The sequence below is a fragment of the Chitinophaga sp. YR627 genome, assembly GCF_900114995.1.
In the GTDB taxonomy this organism is placed as follows: Bacteria; Bacteroidota; Bacteroidia; order Chitinophagales; family Chitinophagaceae; genus Chitinophaga.
The window spans coordinates 2229057-2249365 of the sequence record NZ_FOUX01000001.1; the positions used below are offsets into that span (position 1 = coordinate 2229057).

Below are 20309 nucleotides of genomic sequence, written 5' to 3' on the forward strand. Positions count from 1 at the left end.
CGAGTACACTAGGCTTATTCCTTATCTATCGACGTAAGAGAGCTTCATAGTGTGATATAATTCCTAACCTCATCCTACATAAAAGCCAATCTTGAGAGTTGACCGATTTCTCGTCTGCTCCATTCTAATTTTACCATCTCCTCTGATCTGACCTGCACTACGTGCTTTGGGTTATTATTTTCTGTTCGGCTAATTACCGGGTTAAACCCCGATTGTCCAATAATTTATAATTCTTTTATGAAAAGAACTGTACACTTACTTATCGGCATTCTGATGCTCTTTGCAGGTACGGCTCATGCGCAGCAAGCCTTGAACCCTGCAGACCCCATTGTTGTGTACAACTCAGCCGCACCTCCTACAGCGCCCGCTTTCGGCCGCATCGGGAAGTGGGTTAAAACCACCCGTATGGGTTGGAATACCTCCGACTTCAAATGTTACATTTACAAGGGACTTAACTTCCGTCTCAAATTTCCTAAGACCTATCAACATAATGTTGCTGACGGAAAGAAGTACCCGATCTTCGTTTTCCTTCACGGCCGTGGTGAAGGTGGTAGCGTTTATGACAACGAATACCAGCTCCTGCACGGTGGCCAGAACTTCGAAACCCAAACGGATAATGGCAACTTTGACGGATTCCTCTTTTATGGACAAACTGCTGATGGCAACTGGGGTAATGGCCAGTTTGACATCATTAAAGAATTACTGGACAGCTTATCAGTTCAGGTAAAAGGTGACCTCAACAGAGTACTGGTAAATGGTCTCTCTGCCGGTGGTTACGGTTCCTGGGCATTCTCAGAACGCTATCCACAATATTTTGCCGGTGTAATGCCAATGAGCGGTATTGCCAATGGCGACGCCACAACTGACAACATTAATAAGCTCAAATTTACCTCCTTATGGTACTTCCAGGGAGGTTTGGACAATGCACCCGCTCCTTATACCGCGAATACAGTTATTACAGCCTATCAGAACGCAGGCGCTGATCTTAAATATACCCTTTATCCCAATCTTGGACATGGTACCTGGAACACCGCCTGGGCGGAACCAGACTTTGTTCCATTCATGAACAGGGCAAATGTATTGAATCCATGGCCACTCACTGGTCGTTCTGAATTCTGTCCCGGCGAAACCTTCAACCTGGTAATTGGTATCCCTCCAGGTTTCTCCGCATACGAATGGCAGAAAGACGGCACTACCATCCCTAACGCTACCGGCAACAGTATTACCGTTAATTCACTCGGTAGTTATGCTGTAAGAGTAAGAAGGACAACTAATGGCGCATGGTCAGAGTTCTCCCCTACCCCACTCGTTATTAAGACAAAGACGGCTACTGTAACGCCGCCTATCTCTATAGACAGTCTTGCCACCAATGTATTGCCAGCTCCGGATGGCAGCACCACCGTTACACTGAAACTCCCTGCTGGTTACGCTTCTTACGAATGGCGAACAGTAGGTGGCACCACCAGCCTGGGTAATACCAACACCCTGACTGTTGGCGTAGGTCAGTATATCGCACGTGTGACTGAACAATTTGGTTGCGCAAGCAGCTTCTCCAGTCCTTATAAAGTAATTGCTGCTGCTGGCACTAACCTGCCGGATGCAGTAGGCGGTGCTACTGTGACTTCTGTTTCACAGACACAGCTGACACTCAACTGGACAGATAAGGCAAATCCACAGAACAATGAAACCGGTTTTGAAATCTACCGCACTACTACTCCTGGCAGTAACTATAAACTGGTAGGAAAAGTTGCCGCCGATGTACTGGTGTTCAATGACAATGGATTAGCATCTAACACGAAATATTATTATGTTATCCGTCCCGTAAATGCGAACGGCGCAGGTCCTGTTTCTACCGAAGCATCTGGTACTACCCAGACCGACGGTGTGAAACCAACTGCTCCGCAAAACCTGTTAGTGACCTCCACTACTACCAGCTCCGTTTCACTCAGCTGGACTGCTGCTACTGACGATGTAGGCATTGCCGGATATGATATCTATGTAAATAATGCAAAAGCTTATTCGGTTGATGGCACGCAGCTCACCATGGTGACCTACGGTCTGACCGACAGAAAAGTGTACAACTTCTACGTAGTAGCAAGAGATGCGGCGGGTAACCTCTCTGCGCCTAGCAACCAGGTAACTGCTGCTACCGTGAATAAAGGTCTGGCGTACAAATACTACGAAGGCACTTATTCCAACCTGCCTAACTTCAGCAACCTGACACCGCTTGAAACGGGCAGATCTGCAAATACAGATATTACTGTAAGGAACAGAGAAACCAACTACGCGATCATGTGGACAGGTTTCATCACCATCCCCGTTTCCGGTACCTACTACTTCGGTACCAACTCTGATGACGGTAGTAAACTGTGGGTGAACATCCCTTACAGCTTCAGTGGTGCTTCTACTGTAAACAACGACGGTGCACACGGTACGACACAGGTAAGCAGCAATGCCATGACCCTGAACGCAGGTGTATATCCGATCACTGCCGCTTACTTCCAGGGTACCGGTGGTCAGGCAATGAACATCCGCTGGAGATCAACAGCGCTGAACATTAACAGCCTTACCAATATTCCTGACCAGTATCTGGGCGATACCCTGACTATGGCGGGTAGCGCACCAACTGCTCCCGTAATATTCGGTGCTACCGCTACTGCCTTCAATAAAGTAAATCTGAGCTGGACCGACAATAGCAATAATGAAACAGGCTTCGAGCTGTATCGCAGCAACACCGCTACCGGTACTTATTCCGTAATAGGAAAAGCAAATGCGAATACAACTTCCCTGGTTGATAATAATGTTGCGGCAAATACGCGCTATTACTATAAAGTACGCGCGATTGGTCAGTTCGGCGAATCTGCACAGTCCACCGGTTATCCATGGCTGGCTGTATATCCGTTCAACAACGCCGCATCCGATATCAGTATCAATGCTAATAATGGTACTGCCAACGCACTGACCTACACCACTACTGATGAGATAGAGGGTACACACGCAGCCGTGTTCAATGGCACCAGCGCTTATGTTACCATCGGTGGTAGCAGCAGCGGCTTCCTGCACGACGCATTCAGCGGCCGTACAGTATCTATGTGGATCAAGCCGACAGTAACAGACAATAACCGCATCATCCTGGATATGGGTGGCAGCGACAACGGTCTGGCACTGCGTATCAATGTCAATAAACTGGAAGCTGGTATCGCTAATAATAACGTTCGTACACAGATCTCTACTGCCTTCACCAGTACCAACTGGACGCATGTGGCACTGGTATTCTCCGGCAGCGGCAGCACCGGTGTACTCCGCATGTATCTGAACGGTGACCTGGCAGGCACCCTGAACACCAGCTACAGTTCTGTAGGTACAACTACCAACAACTCCCGTCTGGGTTCAAACAATGGTACCAACGCATTTAACTCCACAGGTACCTTCTACAGAGGTAACATGGATAATGTGGCCATTATCGGTCAGGCACTGACACAGGCTGAAATCAGTCAGTTAGCGGCCCAGAACCTGCCATTCTACAGTGTGGTAACACCAACACTGCCTGCAGCTCCTGCTACGCCTTCAAATATCGCGGCAAATGCAGCATCTGCATCCAGCATCACACTGACCTGGACCAATACCAATAATGACGCAAATACCAAAGGATTCGATATTCAGCGTTCCTTCGGTACCAGCAATACTTTCGTAACAGTGAAGAGCCTTGATACCGTCATCGCCGGCACCAACACTTATATTGATACAGCGCTGTATGCAAATCAGCAGTATGTATACCGTGTACGTGCAAAAGGCGACGGTGGTAACTCAGGTTACTCTTCCAACGCAACGGCTACTACCGGTAATAATCGTCCGGTGATCCAGGACATCGCTAACCAGTCAGCCCGCTATGATGTGGAAACACGTATCCCGGTTGTAGCAACTGATCCGGATGAAGATGCGATCACCCTGTCCGGCGCTAATCTGCCTTCTTTTGTAACACTTGCTTCCGATGCACAGGGTTCCTTCCTGAAAGTAACACCGAACGCCGGTCTGCAGGGTAGCTACCCTAACCTGGCAGTGATCGCGACAGACGCATTTGGCGGTAAGGACACTGTTACGTTCAACCTGACCATCAATGACAATTACAGCCCTATCATAACCTCAATTGCCAACGTTTCCTTGAATGAGGGCGACGTTCAGCAGCTATCGCTTGCAGCTGCTGATCAGAATGCGTCAGACGCGCTCACATGGTCTGGTGTATCTCTGCCCTCATTCATTTCTATCTCCGGTAACAACCGCACTGCTACCCTGAACATCAATCCTGGTTATGCAGATGCAGGTGTGTACACCGTGAAAGTGGCAATCGTAGACGGTAATGGCGGTACTGACAACAAAACTTTCACCGTTACCATCGCTGATAAGGATCCAAACTATAAATTCTTCGTTCGCTTCAAACATCAGACAGATGCACCGGCGCCATGGAACAACATCACCACGGTGTCAACCAGCAACCTGAAAAATGACAAAGGCGAAACCACCAATGTTGGTCTGCAGTTACTGACCGGCAACTGGTACTCCTGGAACGAAGGCGCTGTTACCGGTAACAACAGCGGTGTCTACCCTGACGTAGTGCTGAGAGAATATTACTTCTTCGGTTCTTACCCTGGTATCTTCAATTCCGATAACTCAATTAACGGTAAACTGACTGGCCTCGACGCCGGCAGAAAATACTCCTTCAAGTTCTTTGCGGGTAGCTCATGGTCTGTACAGGCGAACAACGGTACTACAATATTCACCATGAATGGCGTAAGCAAGCCGATCAATGTACAGGGTAATACTACTGTTACCGCCAATTTTGATAATATCTCTCCAAATGCTTCCGGTGAGATCAACTTCAACATGGCAGTTGCCAATGGTACACAGGTAGGTTACCTGGGCGCTATCGAGGTGAACGCCATCCTGGACGACGGTACCGTACCGGCTGCTCCTAAAGACCTTTCCGCTACAGAAGCAAATGGTAATGTATCCCTGAACTGGACTAATATAGCATACAATGCTACCGGCTACAGAGTACACCGTGCTACAGACAGTCTTGGCACATACAGCCTGCTGGGCAGCCTGAATAGTGCAACTGCCAATGCTTATGTAGACAGCACCGTACATGGTAATACCCACTATTACTACAAGATCAGTGCTTCCAATTCAGCTGGCGTATCTACTGGTTACAGCAACATCGCAGGTGTGAATGTTCCGGTTAAACCGCCACATATCAATGATATCGCTGACATTAAACTGAAAGCTGATGCATCCGCACAGTTCAATGTACAGGCACAGGGCGATCTGGGTAATACCGTAACGCTGACTGTAAGCGGCCTGCCTGCCTTTGGTAACTTCACCGATAATGGCAATGGTTCCGGTACCTTCAGCTTCAACCCAAGCGCCAACAACCTGGGTAGCTATGCAGTCACCCTGACAGCGACAGACAACCAGGGCGCAGCGTCCAGCAGTACCTTTAATGTGCTTGTTTCAGACAAGAATACAAAGAGCATCTACTTCGACTTCTCCTCCAGCAATCCGGCTCCGGCTCCATGGAACAATGTGGCAGGATTCCCATACGCAGGTACAAGATTTACCAACGCACTGGATGAATCAGGTTTTGCTACCGGTATCAACATGACATTTGTTGAAAACTGGGAAAATGATGCTACTGCTGCCGGTATGAGCACTTATGACAACTCCGGTATCTATCCGGATGACGTAATGCGCTCTGCGGTATATGACAGCAGAAACATTACCCACACAGTAAGACTGTCGGGTTTGAACAATGCGAAACGTTATAATGTTGTGTTCTTTAGTAGTCTGAACTTCGGTGTAGCTGCCAGGGCAAGATTCACCATCGGCACTGACAGTGTGGTAATTGATCCGGCATATAACACCTCTCTGACTAAACAGATCAATGGTGTAACGCCAAACGCCAATGGCGAGATCAACATTCTGGTGAACAAAACCCAGGGAGGCTACTACATGTACATGAACGCACTGGTGCTGGAAGAATACGACGCTGTTCAGACACCGGTAGTGAATCCGCTGAACCTCCGTGCAGGAGCAACCGGCGCGAAATCAATCAGACTGGATTGGGCTGACAGAGCAAACAACGAAACAGGTTATCAGGTATGGCGCGCCGTTTCCGGTGGCAGCTACAGCCAGGTGGCAACACTCGCAGCAAATACCGTAACTTACACTGACAATAACCTGAGCGTAAACCAGAAATACTACTATAAGGTGCGTGCTACAAGTCTGGTCGGTAACTCCGATTACAGTAACGCGGCAGCAGCAACTACCCCTGGTTTCAGCGTACAGGTGAACTTCAGCGAACTGCTGGTGGCCCCTACCCCATGGAACAACACAGGTATGCGTCCACAGTCTGGTACGGTTATCAGCAATATGAAGGACGGACTGAGCAACACAACCGGCATCGGCATCACCATCCTGGAAAACTTCGATGGTATGTATTCCGCAGGTATGAACACTGGCAACAACAGTGGTGTTTATCCTGATAACGTAATGGTTGAAAACTATGGTCTGTTCCCTGGTAACCACGCAGACTTCAACATCACCGGACTGAACCAGACCCTGAAATATGACCTGGTATTCTTCGGTAGCTCTGTTGAGTGGGAAGACATCACTGGTAAGTACACAGTAAATGGTACACAGATGGCATTACTGAATGCTTCTATGAACAAGAGCGGTGTAGTAACCATCAGAGATATCTCTCCTGATGCAAATGGTAAGATCCACATCGACGTTGATCCGGGTACCGCAACATCCCGCTACGGTCTGATCGCTGCCCTGACCATCAGAGGTCACCTCGATCCGGCTACACAGAATGATGCTGGTCCGGTTGATCCACAGTCACAGGGTGCAAGACTCAGCGACAACACAGTAGCAGTTTCCGCTCCTGCTGTAGCCCTGATCAACAAGACCGCTGACTTCGGAGACACCAAGGTTTATCCGAATCCATTTGACAATCAATTTAACGTTGATATAGTACTGAAGGCTGAAACAGCAGTAAGAATAGAGATCTTCGACATGGCTGGCCGACTGATGTACTCAGATTATAAGGGCTCCGTTCCTGCAGGCAACAGCACCCTGCGCATTAATACCGGTTCAAGGATTAGTGCTCCTGGTCTCTACCTGCTCCGCATCAGCGGTAAGAATGGAGAAACCAAGATGGTTAAACTGGTAAAGCATTAAGCTTTACCAGTTTTCTCCCAAAAAGATCCGGGTCAACCGGATTTTTTTGCACGATACAGATGTTAAATAATTACAATTAATATGGATATAATATATTTCGTTAAAGCCCTGCTGAAAAAGAAATGGTGGATCATCGTAAGTACCATCATCGCCATTGTTGCCGCGTTTGTTTTTACCCTCGGCAAACCCCGTATGTATGCCTCAGTAACCCAGATAGCTACCGGATTTACCACTAACGACCAGGTGAAACTCCGTGACGAGAATGTGAACATATTTGAAGCAGACGTAAAATTTGACAACGTGATCGAAACCATCAACTCACCGGTGGTGATCGGTATGCTGTCTTATAATCTGTTACTTCATGATCTGACAACGACCAAACCATACGTACAGCTAGAGGAGAAAGACCTGAAGTCAGAAGCCTATCAGAAGGTTGACAAACAGGCTGCCGTAACCATCCTGCGTAACAAGCTGGATTCATTGCAGGTCCTTTCTTCTTATAATCCCGTAGAGCGTGATATTCTTGGATACCTCAAGCTTTACGGATATGACTACGAAGCCATCCGCAAACATCTGAATGCGGGTCGTGTACAACGCACCGATTTCCTCGAGATCGTCTATACTGCAGAAAACCCAGAACAGGCTGCTTTCACTGTCAATACCGTATATCGCGAGTTCATACGTTATTACAGAAGTATGCGCTCGGAAAGATCTGTGGAAAGCGTAGAATCTTTCGATCAGCTGGCAGTACAAAAGAAAGCCGAACTGGATAAGAAAGTAGAAGCGCTGCGTGCCTATAAAGCATCTGAAGGACTACTGAACGTTGAAACAGCCAGCGGAAACGAACTGGACCTGATCAAACAGTTTGAAAAAGGATTGTCTGATGAACAGGCAAACTATAACACGATCACTTCTTCCCTTGAAAGTGTAAACAGCCGTCTGCTTGCTGCCAACTCTGGTAAAAATGTTTATACCAACAACAACAGCGAGATCATCGATCTGCGTAAACAGATCAATGATCTGAACGAAGACCTCACCCAGAAAGGAGGGAATGATGATGCAATGCGTACCAAACTGGCAGGCCTGCGCTCACAACTGCAAAAGAAACTGGGTGCTTCCTCCTCCGGTACACAAAGCGCTACAACCAAAGAGGCGCTTATTCAGGAGAAAGCTAATCTGGAAGCACAGCAAAATGCTTCAAGAATGAACATGAAAAATCTCCAGAGCCAGATATACAAACTAAGAGGTTCAGTAGGTTCCTATGCCAACAAAGAAGCGACCGTAAGTAGCTTACAGTCAGAAGTGGACATGGCACAGGAAGAGTACAATAAACTCAAGGAAAAACTGAATGCGGCACAGGACAACCAGACTACGCCTGACCTTAACTTCAAACAGGTATTAAAAGGTCAGCCGGCCTTCAAACCGGAATCTTCCAAACGCGTGATCATTATGGGTATGGCAGGTATTTCTGTTTTCCTGCTGACATCCTTTATCGTATTGCTGCTGGAATTCCTGGATGGTTCCCTGAAGTCGCCTTCTGTATTCGAAAAACACCTGGATCTTCGTCTGATCAGCAGTGTAAACCATGCTGACCTCAATAAATACAGCATCCTGGAAGTATTACAGCGCACGACATTGCCTGATAAGACAACCAAACAACGTCAGAACACATTCCGTGAACTGCTGCGTAAGCTGCGCTATGAAGTAGAAAGCAGCGGTAAAAAGTCATTCCTGATCACCAGTACCGAATCCCGTCAGGGTAAAACGACGCTGACGCAGGCGCTGGCATACAGCCTAAGTCTGAGTAACAAGAATGTACTGGTTATTGATACCAACTTCTGTAACAATGATATCACTGTACAAATGGAAGCTGCGCCAACACTGGAATCATTCTCTGTACCGCCAACAGAACTGAGTATAGACAAGGTGAAGGAAATTGTAACAACCTATGCAGTATCTGGTATTGAAGTGATCGGCTGTAAGGGTGGAGACTATACCCCATCAGAAATATTGCCGAAAAACAATCTCTTAAACTACCTCCCCTTCCTCACACATCATTATGATTTCATCCTGCTGGAAGGCGCTCCGCTCAACGACTATACCGACAGTAAAGAGCTGGCGCAATACGTGGATGGTGTAATCGCTGTGTTTTCGTCCAAGTTGTCCCTAACCCAGATAGATCGTGAATCCACACAATTTTTTGAGACACTTGGTGATAAATTCGTGGGAGCCGTACTTAATAACGTACAGGAAGAATACCTCGAATTATAACCAAAAGTTTACCCAAAAATGCAAAGCTTCACCTTTAAGGAACTATTCAACTTTAAACCTCCCGAAGCCAACCGGCTGGGGTGGATTGACTATGCCAAGGGCATAGCCATCATCCTGGTCGTATACAGGCATGTCGTCTTCGGACTGAAGGGCAGCGGTGTTGTCGTGCCTCAATGGCTCATTGACGGCAACAACATGTTCTACAGCTTCCGTATGCCCCTGTTTTTCTTTCTCTCCGGGCTGTTCTTCGAAAGAAGCATAGCCCGGAAAGGAGAAACCGGCTTTTTCATTACCCGTGTCAATACATTGTTGTATCCCTATCTGCTGTGGGCATTCATCCAGATCTCCCTGCAAATACTTTTCTCGTCAGTTGTTAACGCCCATCGTACAGGCGCCGATTACCTGAATATTCTGATACAACCCCGCCATCTTGACCAGTTATGGTATTTATTCGCATTATTCAATGTAACCTTACTGTATCTGCTGGTAGCAAAGCTTTTCCGCTACGATAAATTTGCCCAGGTGCTTGTATCCCTGGCCTTGCTTGCCATTGCCCCTCTTGTAAACAGTATCAGCACACTGTATGATATTGCCTTACACTACATCTTTTTCTGTATTGGTAACCTCACAGCAAGCTATTTTTTCTCTGAAAAAACACAGGATAAACTGTCTTCGGCATACGGATTGCTAATATTGCTTCCTGTTTTCGCAGTGTGCCAGTATTATTTCCTGCATCATCAGCAAATGAATCTGTTTCTTTATACAGGGATAGCACTGGTAGGCAGCCTATTTACTATCATGCTGTCTTTTCAGCTAGCGAAGTATAAGGCAATGCCTATTCTGAAAACGTTCGGGCATTACTCACTATATATCTATCTGCTGCACGTGCCGATCGTTTCGGTGATCAGATACTTTATGATCGCCACCCCAATGAGGCAGCACATAGTGATCACATTGTTACTATTGATCTTTATCGCAATCTTTTTCTCAATCATCGTTTACAGATTATGTATGCGGCTCAGACTGGGATTCCTGTTCACAGGCCCCTTTACCGCGCCGCCTTATAATCCGCAAACGGTGGCAACACCGAAAAACGCCTTCATCAATGGCCGTAAAAAAGAAATATAAACCGGGTATCAGCAGCGCCTTTCACGAGAGCATGTTGCTGCTTTTTGTAGCACTTACGATGATAATGCTATTCCTGAAGATCATGTTTTTTTAAAGTATTCGATTATTATGTACAGTCAGCAGACTAAGAGAAATACCGTAATATACCTGTTCATCCTGTTATGGGTGATCGCCGTACCGGCTATTGCCTATATATCTTCCATCGATGCAAAATTCAGCATTGCGCTGTTTGCTGCCATCATTGGTTTGGGCTTTGCAGTAGTCAGCGCGATCAATTTCCGTCTGGGTTATTATTTCTATATCGTCATTTCCTTTATCATACACGTACCGGAAAGAATGGCCAAAACGACCATGCCGGTAGGCGTCGTAATGGACCTCTTTCTCCTGCTGGTACTGGCAGGCGCTATCTTCGACAAGAAGAACAAAGAGAAATCAAACGTAGAGTTTTTTAAGGATCCGCTCTTACTCGTGTTATACCTGTACACAGCTTATATGCTGATACAGGTCTTTAACCCTAGTATGTACTCTATCCAGGGCTGGTTCATCTTTATCAGGGTTTACATCCGTAACTTCCTCTTTCTGTTCATCACCATGAAGGTGCTGACCGGCTGGAATGATATCTATAAGTTCTTTAAGTTCTGGCTTGCACTGACAACAGCCGCTGCACTATATGGCTGTCTGCAACAGGCAGTCGGACTGCTGCCATTTGAAAGAGCATATATCGCGATGAACCCTGACAAGTTCAAGACGGTGATGATCCAGGGTCGTGCAAGGATCTTTTCCTTCATGGCCGATCCTGCCGCTTTCGGTGTATTGATGGCTTGTAGTACGATCATCTGTATTGTACTGCTAACCGCTAAACAGGCTGTTATCAGTTTCCCAAAAAAGCTGATCCTGATCTTCATGATCATTGTACATATCCTGGCACTGGGATATTCCGGTACGCGTACTGCGTATGTGATGCTGCCTGTCGGACTATTGCTCTTCTTCCTGGTAAACCTGCACAACAGGAATACCCTGATCGCAGCTGCCATCTTCACCTTTGGGATGCTGGCGCTGCTGTTCGGACCGTTCTATAGCAACCCGACCATCATCCGTTTTCGTACGGCTTTTATGGGTAGTCAGGATGAGTCCCTGAACCTCCGTGATGTGAACAGACACGGTATCCAACCCTATATGTACTCCCACCCTATTGGTGGCGGTGTGATGACCGTAGGTAATGATGGCGTGACCTATAATCCCGGACACCGTCTTGCAGGATTACAGCCGGACAGTGGATATCTGCGTGCGGTACTCGAACTGGGCTGGATAGGATTGATCATCGTGTGTCTCTATACGTATATGGGCGTCCACTATGCCGTGAAGAATTACTTCCGGGAAGAACATGAAGTCAATAAGCTTTTATTAATAGGCATCGCTGCGGTACTGTATGCTATCCTTGTAGCGCAATATGCGCAGGAAGCAGCCGGCCTGGTTGAATCCTCAATATTTCTCAATGCCATTCTCGGCATATCAATTAAAGTAAAGTATAATCTTTCAAAATCTAAATAACAAAGTATGAAAAAGGGACTTTTCGTTATTATTGGCTTGCTTGGTTGTCTGTTCGCCAACGCGCAGAGAAGAGAAACAAGCCTTTATATCCCTCTGATCGATTCCCCCGAAGTAGCACAACTGAAAGTAGTATTGGTGGAGCTTGCCATGCAGAACCCCGGACTGAAAGTGCATGATGCAAAACTGAAAGTGAATAAGTACGAGACCAACAAAGCAAAAGCAGGATGGCTCAATATGTTACAGGCATCCGGTAACCTCAACGAGTACACACTGAAGAACAACAGTAACAACGCTACGTTCTTTCCGAGGTACAACTTCTCGCTGACAGTACCTATTGGTAGTCTGATCTCTATCCCTAATGATGTGAAGATCGCCAGGGCTGAGAAGAAAGTGATCATCAATATGAAAGAGGAAGACAAACTGAAACTAAAAGCAGATGTACTGAATGCATACGAACTGTATGCTGCCAACAAAAAAATGATGGAGCTTTCTGTACCGCTGCTGGAGGATGTGTACAATCACTACAAACAAACAGAGGAAAAATTCTCTGCCGGAGATAAAGATGTAAGTGTAGAAACACTGAACATCGCTTACAGAAGCTACAATGAGGAGATGGTGAGAAAGGTGATGCTGGAGAGAGATATCAGACAGGCAAAGATCGAAATTGAAAAACTGATCGGTATAAGCTTTGAAGAAGCTGTTTTACAGGCACAGGCACGCACCTTCAGTAAATAAGCGTAATTCCCGACAATGAGATATTATTTTCAAAAACACTACCCGGTTATTGCCACACTACTGTTCCTGACAGTAGTGCTGGCAGTTGCCTGTCGCCAGGTACTGGCGCATACGGGTGGCCATTTCTGTTACCCGCTGGACGATACTTTCATTCACATGGCGATCGCAAAGAATTTTGCATTGCATGGCGTATGGGGTATCAATGCACAGGAGTTCAGTGCAGCCAGTTCTTCCCCTTTGTATACCCTGATACTGGCCGCCTTTTTTAAAGCTGGTATCAACAGCATCTGGATGCCTTTTTACATCAACGTATGTTTTGCATTCCTGCTGGTTTATATGACAGATCGCTTATTACAGCGCTTCAGTCTGAGTGCGCCGGTAAGATGTATTACCCTGCTCGCCCTCGTTATCCTGATACCCATTCCGGTAATGGTGGCCAGCGGTATGGAACATATGCTGCATGCCTTTCTGGCTATTTGGATGTTGTATCTGTCCGTTCCGTTCCTGCAGCCTGATAATACAACCCGTAACCAGGTATTGCTGCTTTCACTGATATCCGGACTGGCCATACTGGCACGTTTCGAATCCCTCTTCCTGCTGGCAGGTGTGGTGGTAGCGGGTATCTATAACAGACGCTGGCAACAGACAGGTGTTGTACTTGTATTATCGCTGGTACCGCTGATCATCTTCGGTTATATTTCCGTACAGCATGGTGGTTATTTCCTGCCCAACTCAGTATTGCTTAAAGCCAGTAAACTGACAGGCGGTGGTTCCCAGCTGATGAGCAGTATACAGGAGATCCTGATCTATAAACTGCTTTACGGGAATAATACCATGGTTAACATCTTTACGAACCGTTATTATCCCGAAGGTTCTTCTTCTCTTTCCGGTACGACTGTAGTAAGGTTGTTGCTGATCATCCCTGCGTTGATACTGGTACTCCGTCCGAATGCAGACAATGTCAATACAATCGGTAAAGTGAAACAACTGGCGTGTATTCCGCTGGTGAACACTTTCCTGCATATGGCACTGGCGGCAGTTGGCTGGCTGTTCCGTTATGAGGCGTATCTCGTGGCACTGGACCTGACAGTTGTAGCGATCCTGTTATACTACTTCGTATTACAACTAAAGAACGCCGCAAGAACCTACTCACTGCTGGAAAAGGCAGTCGGTGCATTTCTGTTATTATTCCTCTGTGCACCTTTACCATTCAGGGCGCTGGGTGCTTTTCATAATCTACCGGCAGCAGCAGGTAACATCTATGAGCAGCAGTTCCAGATGGGTACATTCCTGCACAGCAGTTATCAGCATACAGCGATCGCAGCGAATGATGTAGGCGCAGTCAGTTATCTATCCAATAATAAAATACTGGACCTCTGGGGTCTGGGCAATAATGAAGTCGCCGCGGGAAAGCTGCATGGACAGTATTCTCCGGAGTTCTTACAACAATTCAGCGAAAAGGAAAAAGTGAAGATAGCGGTCGTATACGATACCTGGTTTGACAGCAAGCTGCTGCAACAATGGAAGAAAGTAGCCTCCTGGAAGATCACGAATAATGTGATCTGTGGAGGAGATGAAGTATTCTTTTATGCAGTAGATCCTGCGGAGGCCACTTCGCTATACAACAAACTGGCGGCATATAAACCATTGCTGCCACCAAGCGTAACAGTCACCTATTATCCCATTGAGCAATAATGCAAACACAGCCAAATTATATTAAAAGTCTGGACGGCATCCGTGCCATCGCCATATTACTGGTAATGGCTTTCCATTTCGGTATCATCCGCTTTGGCTGGATGGGTGTACAGCTTTTCTTTGTGCTGTCGGGATTTCTTATCAGCAGTATCTTACTGAAAGAGAAAGAAAGACCGGCCCCATTACCCCAACGCCTCAAAAAATTCTGGATCAGGAGAAGCCTGCGCATCTTCCCGCTGTATTACATCTATCTCACCGTATTTGTAATTATCTGCCTCTTTACGGCTTTTCCTCCCGGATATTTCCACGACCTGCCCTATTTATATTCCTATACTTTCAACCTGACCAGGATTGCGAACAGCTGGCATGAAAGCCCTGTATACACGCATTTCTGGTCGCTATGTGTAGAAGAGCAGTTTTACCTGTTCTTCCCATTTGTCATCTTCCTGCTGTCCCGATCTTCACTACGCGCCTTACTGGTAGCGGTGCTGATAGCAGGCCCTGTTTTCCGCTGGTCATTTGGTAATTACCTGGCGCAAATCGGTAAGACCACTTTTGAGGTTTTCGACGTCATTTACTGGTTTCCCTTCAGTCACCTGGATGCCTTCTTCACCGGAATGGCGATTCCGCTATTAAGTCTGAAAGACCGTATCAAACGTCCGGAATGGCTGTTTGTGCTGGGTTGTGCCCTTGCCCTGTTTGCCGGACTGACTAACTACTTTACTGAAAGTCACGGTCATTCTCTGCCTACTTCCATGGGTTACAATTTTGGTGATATCAACAGCTATCAGCATGTATGGTATTATACTGTGCTGAATCTCTGTGCTGCCTCACTGATCCTGCTGCTGGTTTCCAGCTATAGCAGCTTTGCAGGCAATTTTATAAAAAGGATACTGGAGAACAACATCCTGGTTTCCATCGGGAAGGTCTCCTACGGTATGTACATTTTGCATTGGGTCATACAAACGCAGCTGGTAGAAAGATGGATCCCTGTCAGCGAAAGCAACAAGTACTGGTTATTCCTCGTGGATATTCCGATCGTATATGCTTTTGCGCTACTCAGCTTTCACCTGATAGAACAACGATTTATTCAACTTAAAGATAAGTTCACTACCGGCAACACACCGGTAAAGGCAAGCACACTGAGTACAAAACACTAAATGATGAAACGAGTATTAATCCTGGCCCTGTTGATTGTCCTGACAATGGCAGGCGCCCCTGGTCCCCTGGGCGATTTCAGGGAGATCACAGTCCCGACCGATGAATGGCACAAAGTGCCGGCTTTACTGCACGTTCCGCAGGGAAGTGCAAAGGAAAAATATCCACTGATCATCTGCTTTCATGGCAGAAGTATTGCAGGTCACGACATTTCCAAACTCTTCCGGGAAGGCATTCCCCGTCAGATTAAGGAAGGCCGTAAAATTCAGGCGGTTAATAAAACAGATGGTAAGCTGTACAAATTTGTCGTACTGGCGCCACTTGCAGAGAGCTGGGGTATCAATCCGCCACAGCTGGAGTTTATTCTGAATGATGTACTGAAGAAGTATCCCATCGATTCTTCGCGCATTTACCTGACAGGGTACAGCGCAGGCGGATGGTGTACACTGATGTCCATGACAGATACCAAACACCTGACATCCCGTATCGCAGCCACTGTACCTATGTCTCCGGCCCCGATGTATCCGGAAAATTACGGTAAGTTCAAACTGGTAACTGATGCAGGCGTACATGCATGGTACTTTGCAGGCACTGCGGAGCCGCAATTTCTCGAAAACAGCCAGCGATGCATAGATAGTACCAACCACTATCAGAAAGGGCTTGTAAAGCTCACAAAACACGATAAAGGGCATACTGGCTGGCATGAGTTCTATGACCCTGCTTACAGGGACAGTATTGACAACATGAGCATCTATGAATGGATGCTGCAATTCAAGCGTAAAAAATGAACAGAAGAAAAGCCATCGGTAGTCTGCTGCTGCTCTCCGGAGCCGGTGCAGCCGCCTGGGCGGGTATCAGACTGCGTAGTTTATACGGCACTCCGGCATTGGACAAACTCCAGCTGGATGCTTACCGCGAACTGATCACCGAACTGGCGGAAACAATTATCCCTGCAACGGATACACCCGGCGCGAAAGCTGCAGGCATTACGCCCTTTATTATCAGGATGGTAAAAGACTGTACACCTAAAAAAGAACAGAACAGATTTATCGAAGGACTGGAAGAAGTTGACACCTACGCAAGAAATCACTACCAACAGGCATTTGCACGTTGTACAGCGGAACAGCGGGAGGCCGTAGCCGCCCATTTTGAAAAAAGGGACAGACCCTACAAGGGCATTGCAGGAAAGATCTCTCACAAAGTACTGGGAGATTCTTTCTTCGTTATCATGAAAAAGTATACGGTCATCGGTTATTGTACCTCTATGGAAGGCGCTACACACGGCCTTGCCTATGATTATGTACCAGGCCATTATACAGGATCAGTCGTACTTAAACCCGGGCAGAGAGCCTGGGCTACTGAATAAAAAGGAATTTAAAATTGTAATTATCCCTGCAAGTCTAAGAGAATAGCTGTAAACCTATACCGGTATCAGGGTCAATATTATGCTTAGTCGCCGGGAAGATTAATTGCAACGAAAACGGGGACATGTAAACACCACGGTCATGAATCTGAATACGAAAAGCGCACAGCTGCGCACGTATGATGCCATTGTCATAGGATCAGGCATCAGCGGCGGCTGGGCGGCTAAAGAACTATGCCAGCAGGGGCTGAAAACCCTTGTACTTGAAAGAGGTCGCAACGTAGAACATGTAAAGGACTACCCGACTACCCTGAAAATGCCCTGGGAATTTACCCATGGCGGCATGAACACAGAAAAAGACCGCGAAGAGGATCCGATCCAGAGCGCGGAGTATGACGAAGGAAACAGGCATTTTTTTGTACGCGATAAGGACCATCCTTATGTACAGGAAAAGCCCTTCCACTGGATCAGGGGCTATCAGGTTGGCGGACGTTCCCTTACCTGGGGACGTCAGAGTTACCGGCTGAGTGACCTTGATTTTGAAGCCAACGGTAAAGACGGTCACGGTGTTGACTGGCCAATCCGTTATAAGGACCTGGCGCCCTGGTACAGTTATGTGGAGCAGTTTGCCGGTATCAGCGGACAAGCCGAAGGGCTTGCTCAGTTGCCGGACGGAGACTTCCTCCCTCCCATGGAAATGAATATCCTTGAGAAGCATTTCCGGGAACAGGTAAAACAACGTTTTGACGGACGTTGTGTGACCATCGGACGCGTCGCCAATCTTACCAGAGGCTGGAATGGACGTACTCCTTGTCAGTACCGTAACCTGTGCAACCGGGGATGTCCTTTCGGTGGATATTTCAGCAGTAATGCGGCTACACTGCCGGCAGCTGCTGCCACAAGTAATATGACGCTCCGCCCCTTTTCTATCGTGGCAGAAATACTGTACGATAAGGAAAAAGGACGGGCCAGCGGTGTGAGAGTCATCGATGCAGAGACCAGAGAAGTGATCGATTTCTATGCGAAGATCATCTTCCTGAATGCCTCTACCATCGGATCGGCATCTATACTGCTGCAATCCACTTCAGCTGAATTCCCGCAGGGATTAGGCAACAACAATGACCTGGTAGGCAGACACCTCATGGATCATCACTTCAAGGTAGGCGCTATGGGCGATTACCATGGAATGGAAGACCGCTATTATGAAGGAAGAAGGCCGACAGGTATCTATATACCCCGCTTCCGTAATCTGGACGCAGCATCGTCCAAAAGCGATTACGTACGCGGTTTTGGTTACCAGGGATACGGAGAACGCGAAGGCTGGATGTATACAGGTCTTACAGAAGATGGGTTCGGAAAGTCATTCAAAGAAAAATTCACCCGTCCCGGTAAATGGGCCTTCTGGCTGGGCGCCTGGGGAGAAACACTGCCTTACGCCGACAACCGGGTGACACTGGATCCGACACTGAAAGATAAATGGGGACTACCGCAGGCGAAGATCGCTTTCAGTATCCGAGACAATGAAAAAGCGATGCGGAAGGATATGCAGACAAGTGCCATGGAAATGCTGGAAGCAGGTGGATTCTCCAATATTTCAGGGTTTGACTATAACTATGTCGGAGGTGAATGTGTGCACGAAATGGGGACGGCGCGTATGGGATATGATCCGAAAACATCTGTGCTCAACCGAAATAACCAGCTGCATGATGTAAAGAATGTCTTTATCACAGATGGCAGCTGTATGACCTCTTCTGCATGTCAGAACCCTTCGCTGACTTATATGGCGTTGACAGCAAGAGCCTGTGATTTTGCCGTGAAAGCGCTGAAAGCAGGGAATATTTAAGAACGTAACTACTTATTGATAAACCGCCCACAAGCACGAAAAATGAAGGTGTATCATACTGATACACCTTCTGCTTTTATACTAATTACGATCTTTACCTTGTCTGATCCAGTCAATATACCAGTCCTCCCCAATATGCGTAGCAGCGATCTTCATATCATAACCGGCTTTGGTGAAGGTAGACTTAAACACACAGTGACCGCCTCTCTTGATACCGCCAAAATAACGGGCAAAGTAGTAACCTGCAACGTTCCTGCGTAATTTCAACTCTTCTTTCACTGCATCCGGATTTTCACCGTAGTATTTATCTTCGATCTTCTCCAGGCTGAAGCCATTTTTACTGATGTCTTTACGGATACCATTGAACCATTTTTTCTCAGCGTTCAGATAATCTTCAGAAAAGACATCGATGGATTTAATGTAAGCCATGTAAGCATCCGCTTCGGCATCTTTGACGCTCTTAATGGTATCTCCGCTCAGGACAAAACATTCTTTGTAGCTGTACATCTTTTCTGCGGAGGGTTTTACCTCCAGCAGTTTGTACATCTTCTCCATCTTGTCTGTATCCTGTTTGTATTTACCCTGTGCAAAGCCACAGGTAGCAGCGCCCATTGCAAGTACAAGCAGGGCAGCTTTCGGGAAATTCAGTCTGATCATGGTGTATTAAGGTTTTTTCTTCTTTAGTTCGAGTGCTGCGGACGCAGTAGAGTCAGATCCGTCTCTGAATTCACCACGGATCACAAGCGTGTTTTTAGCCTGTTTAACGATCTCAAATGGCGTCGGATCAAAGCCATCTGCATCACTGATCACCAGGTAGGTTTTTCCGGCGCCAGGCCCCCCTGCTTTGCCGTTTCTGATCTTCCATCTGATCGCCCGTTCCTGTTTGTTTTTACAGTCTTTCTCCTGTTGACCAACGGTGTATTTACCTGTACCATCGGCATTGAGTTCGTACACCATATCTATAGCACAGGCGTCCACCTCATCAGCGAATTGTCTGGATGATCTGCCATCTCTGTTAATGTCTACAGGATCGTCAAAGGTCAGGGATTTGAAAATGTAATGTCCGGGAACAGCTTCTTTGTCAACCGATTGTGCCGTACATGGCAATGAAAGGAGTCCACACAGGACTGTTAAGGGGAATAGGTATTTCATGATATAGGGTATTGTCCTCTCTTTGTCTGGCATTAGTTTTACTATAGTTCTACTTCGTTCATCCTTCGTTATGTAATGAAGGATGAATGTTAAATGACTATAGTGTAAGCCTTATTTATTAACTAAGCCGCAAGATAACAGATATATATCACATATCTAAAATATGAGTATAAGACA

12 protein-coding genes are annotated in these 20309 nt (G+C 46.8%); 10 read left to right on the top strand and 2 right to left on the bottom strand.

Translation table 11 applies throughout. The annotated features are described in order from the left end of the window. Positions 1–237 precede the first annotated feature (237 nt). The 10 genes from BMZ72_RS08295 (at position 238) to BMZ72_RS08340 (ending at position 18980) form a co-directional block, all read left to right on the top strand. Positions 238–7236 carry a fibronectin type III domain-containing protein gene (locus BMZ72_RS08295; RefSeq protein ID WP_089807004.1) on the top strand — a complete coding sequence of 2333 codons (6999 nt, stop codon included), beginning with the start codon at positions 238–240 and terminating at the stop codon, positions 7234–7236. An 81-nt stretch (positions 7237–7317) separates the two neighbouring features. Beyond that, on the top strand, positions 7318–9507 hold the full coding sequence (locus BMZ72_RS08300) for an exopolysaccharide transport family protein (RefSeq protein ID WP_089807006.1): 2190 nt from the start codon (positions 7318–7320) through the stop codon (positions 9505–9507). Positions 9508–9525: 18 nt separating this feature from the next. After that, complete coding sequence (locus tag BMZ72_RS08305) at positions 9526–10635, top strand: acyltransferase family protein (protein WP_089807009.1); 1110 nt, start codon at positions 9526–9528, stop codon at positions 10633–10635. Between the two features lie 108 nt (positions 10636–10743). Continuing rightward, complete coding sequence (locus tag BMZ72_RS08310) at positions 10744–12186, top strand: O-antigen ligase family protein (protein ID WP_089807011.1); 1443 nt, start codon at positions 10744–10746, stop codon at positions 12184–12186. Between the two features lie 6 nt (positions 12187–12192). After that, entirely contained in the window at positions 12193–12921 is a 729-nt protein-coding gene (locus BMZ72_RS08315) for a TolC family protein (protein ID WP_089807013.1), read from the top strand. A 15-nt stretch (positions 12922–12936) separates the two neighbouring features. Beyond that, positions 12937–14616, top strand: a complete 1680-nt coding sequence (locus BMZ72_RS08320) for a hypothetical protein (RefSeq protein ID WP_089807015.1) — start codon at positions 12937–12939, stop codon at positions 14614–14616. Next, entirely contained in the window at positions 14616–15776 is a 1161-nt protein-coding gene (locus BMZ72_RS08325) for an acyltransferase family protein (RefSeq protein WP_089807017.1), read from the top strand. Before BMZ72_RS08320 ends, BMZ72_RS08325 begins: the two co-directional genes overlap by 1 nt. Positions 15777–15779: 3 nt before the next feature. Further along, on the top strand, positions 15780–16562 hold the full coding sequence (locus tag BMZ72_RS08330; protein ID WP_143087642.1) for a carboxylesterase family protein: 783 nt from the start codon (positions 15780–15782) through the stop codon (positions 16560–16562). Then, complete coding sequence (locus BMZ72_RS08335; protein ID WP_089807021.1) at positions 16559–17140, top strand: gluconate 2-dehydrogenase subunit 3 family protein; 582 nt, start codon at positions 16559–16561, stop codon at positions 17138–17140. The genes BMZ72_RS08330 and BMZ72_RS08335 overlap by 4 nt, the downstream gene beginning before the upstream one ends. A gap of 139 nt (positions 17141–17279) precedes the next feature. Beyond that, a complete protein-coding gene (locus BMZ72_RS08340) occupies positions 17280–18980 on the top strand; it encodes a GMC oxidoreductase (RefSeq protein WP_089807023.1) in 1701 nt (566 codons plus the stop codon). A gap of 81 nt (positions 18981–19061) precedes the next feature. Here the strand turns inward: BMZ72_RS08340 and BMZ72_RS08345 are convergent, their stop codons facing one another. Together BMZ72_RS08345 and BMZ72_RS08350 are read right to left on the bottom strand one after the other, a co-directional pair. Continuing rightward, positions 19062–19637 carry a hypothetical protein gene (locus tag BMZ72_RS08345; RefSeq protein WP_089807025.1) on the bottom strand — a complete coding sequence of 192 codons (576 nt, stop codon included), beginning with the start codon at positions 19635–19637 and terminating at the stop codon, positions 19062–19064. A 6-nt stretch (positions 19638–19643) separates the two neighbouring features. Next, on the bottom strand, positions 19644–20132 hold the full coding sequence (locus BMZ72_RS08350; RefSeq protein WP_143087643.1) for a hypothetical protein: 489 nt from the start codon (positions 20130–20132) through the stop codon (positions 19644–19646). Between the last annotated feature and the right edge of the window lie 177 nt (positions 20133–20309).

Bases quoted from the DNA above. Each gene is read 5' to 3' on its own strand.
- BMZ72_RS08335 (WP_089807021.1), top strand. From the start codon at position 16,559: ATGAACAGAAGAAAAGCCATCGGTAGTCTGCTGCTGCTCTCCGGAGCC.
- BMZ72_RS08350 (WP_143087643.1), bottom strand. From the start codon at position 20,132: ATGAAATACCTATTCCCCTTAACAGTCCTGTGTGGACTCCTTTCATTG.
- BMZ72_RS08325 (WP_089807017.1), top strand. From the start codon at position 14,616: ATGCAAACACAGCCAAATTATATTAAAAGTCTGGACGGCATCCGTGCC.
- BMZ72_RS08330 (WP_143087642.1), top strand. From the start codon at position 15,780: ATGAAACGAGTATTAATCCTGGCCCTGTTGATTGTCCTGACAATGGCA.
- BMZ72_RS08295 (WP_089807004.1), top strand. From the start codon at position 238: ATGAAAAGAACTGTACACTTACTTATCGGCATTCTGATGCTCTTTGCA.
- BMZ72_RS08345 (WP_089807025.1), bottom strand. From the start codon at position 19,637: ATGATCAGACTGAATTTCCCGAAAGCTGCCCTGCTTGTACTTGCAATG.
- BMZ72_RS08310 (WP_089807011.1), top strand. From the start codon at position 10,744: ATGTACAGTCAGCAGACTAAGAGAAATACCGTAATATACCTGTTCATC.
- BMZ72_RS08340 (WP_089807023.1), top strand. From the start codon at position 17,280: ATGAATCTGAATACGAAAAGCGCACAGCTGCGCACGTATGATGCCATT.
- BMZ72_RS08305 (WP_089807009.1), top strand. From the start codon at position 9,526: ATGCAAAGCTTCACCTTTAAGGAACTATTCAACTTTAAACCTCCCGAA.
- BMZ72_RS08320 (WP_089807015.1), top strand. From the start codon at position 12,937: ATGAGATATTATTTTCAAAAACACTACCCGGTTATTGCCACACTACTG.
- BMZ72_RS08300 (WP_089807006.1), top strand. From the start codon at position 7,318: ATGGATATAATATATTTCGTTAAAGCCCTGCTGAAAAAGAAATGGTGG.
- BMZ72_RS08315 (WP_089807013.1), top strand. From the start codon at position 12,193: ATGAAAAAGGGACTTTTCGTTATTATTGGCTTGCTTGGTTGTCTGTTC.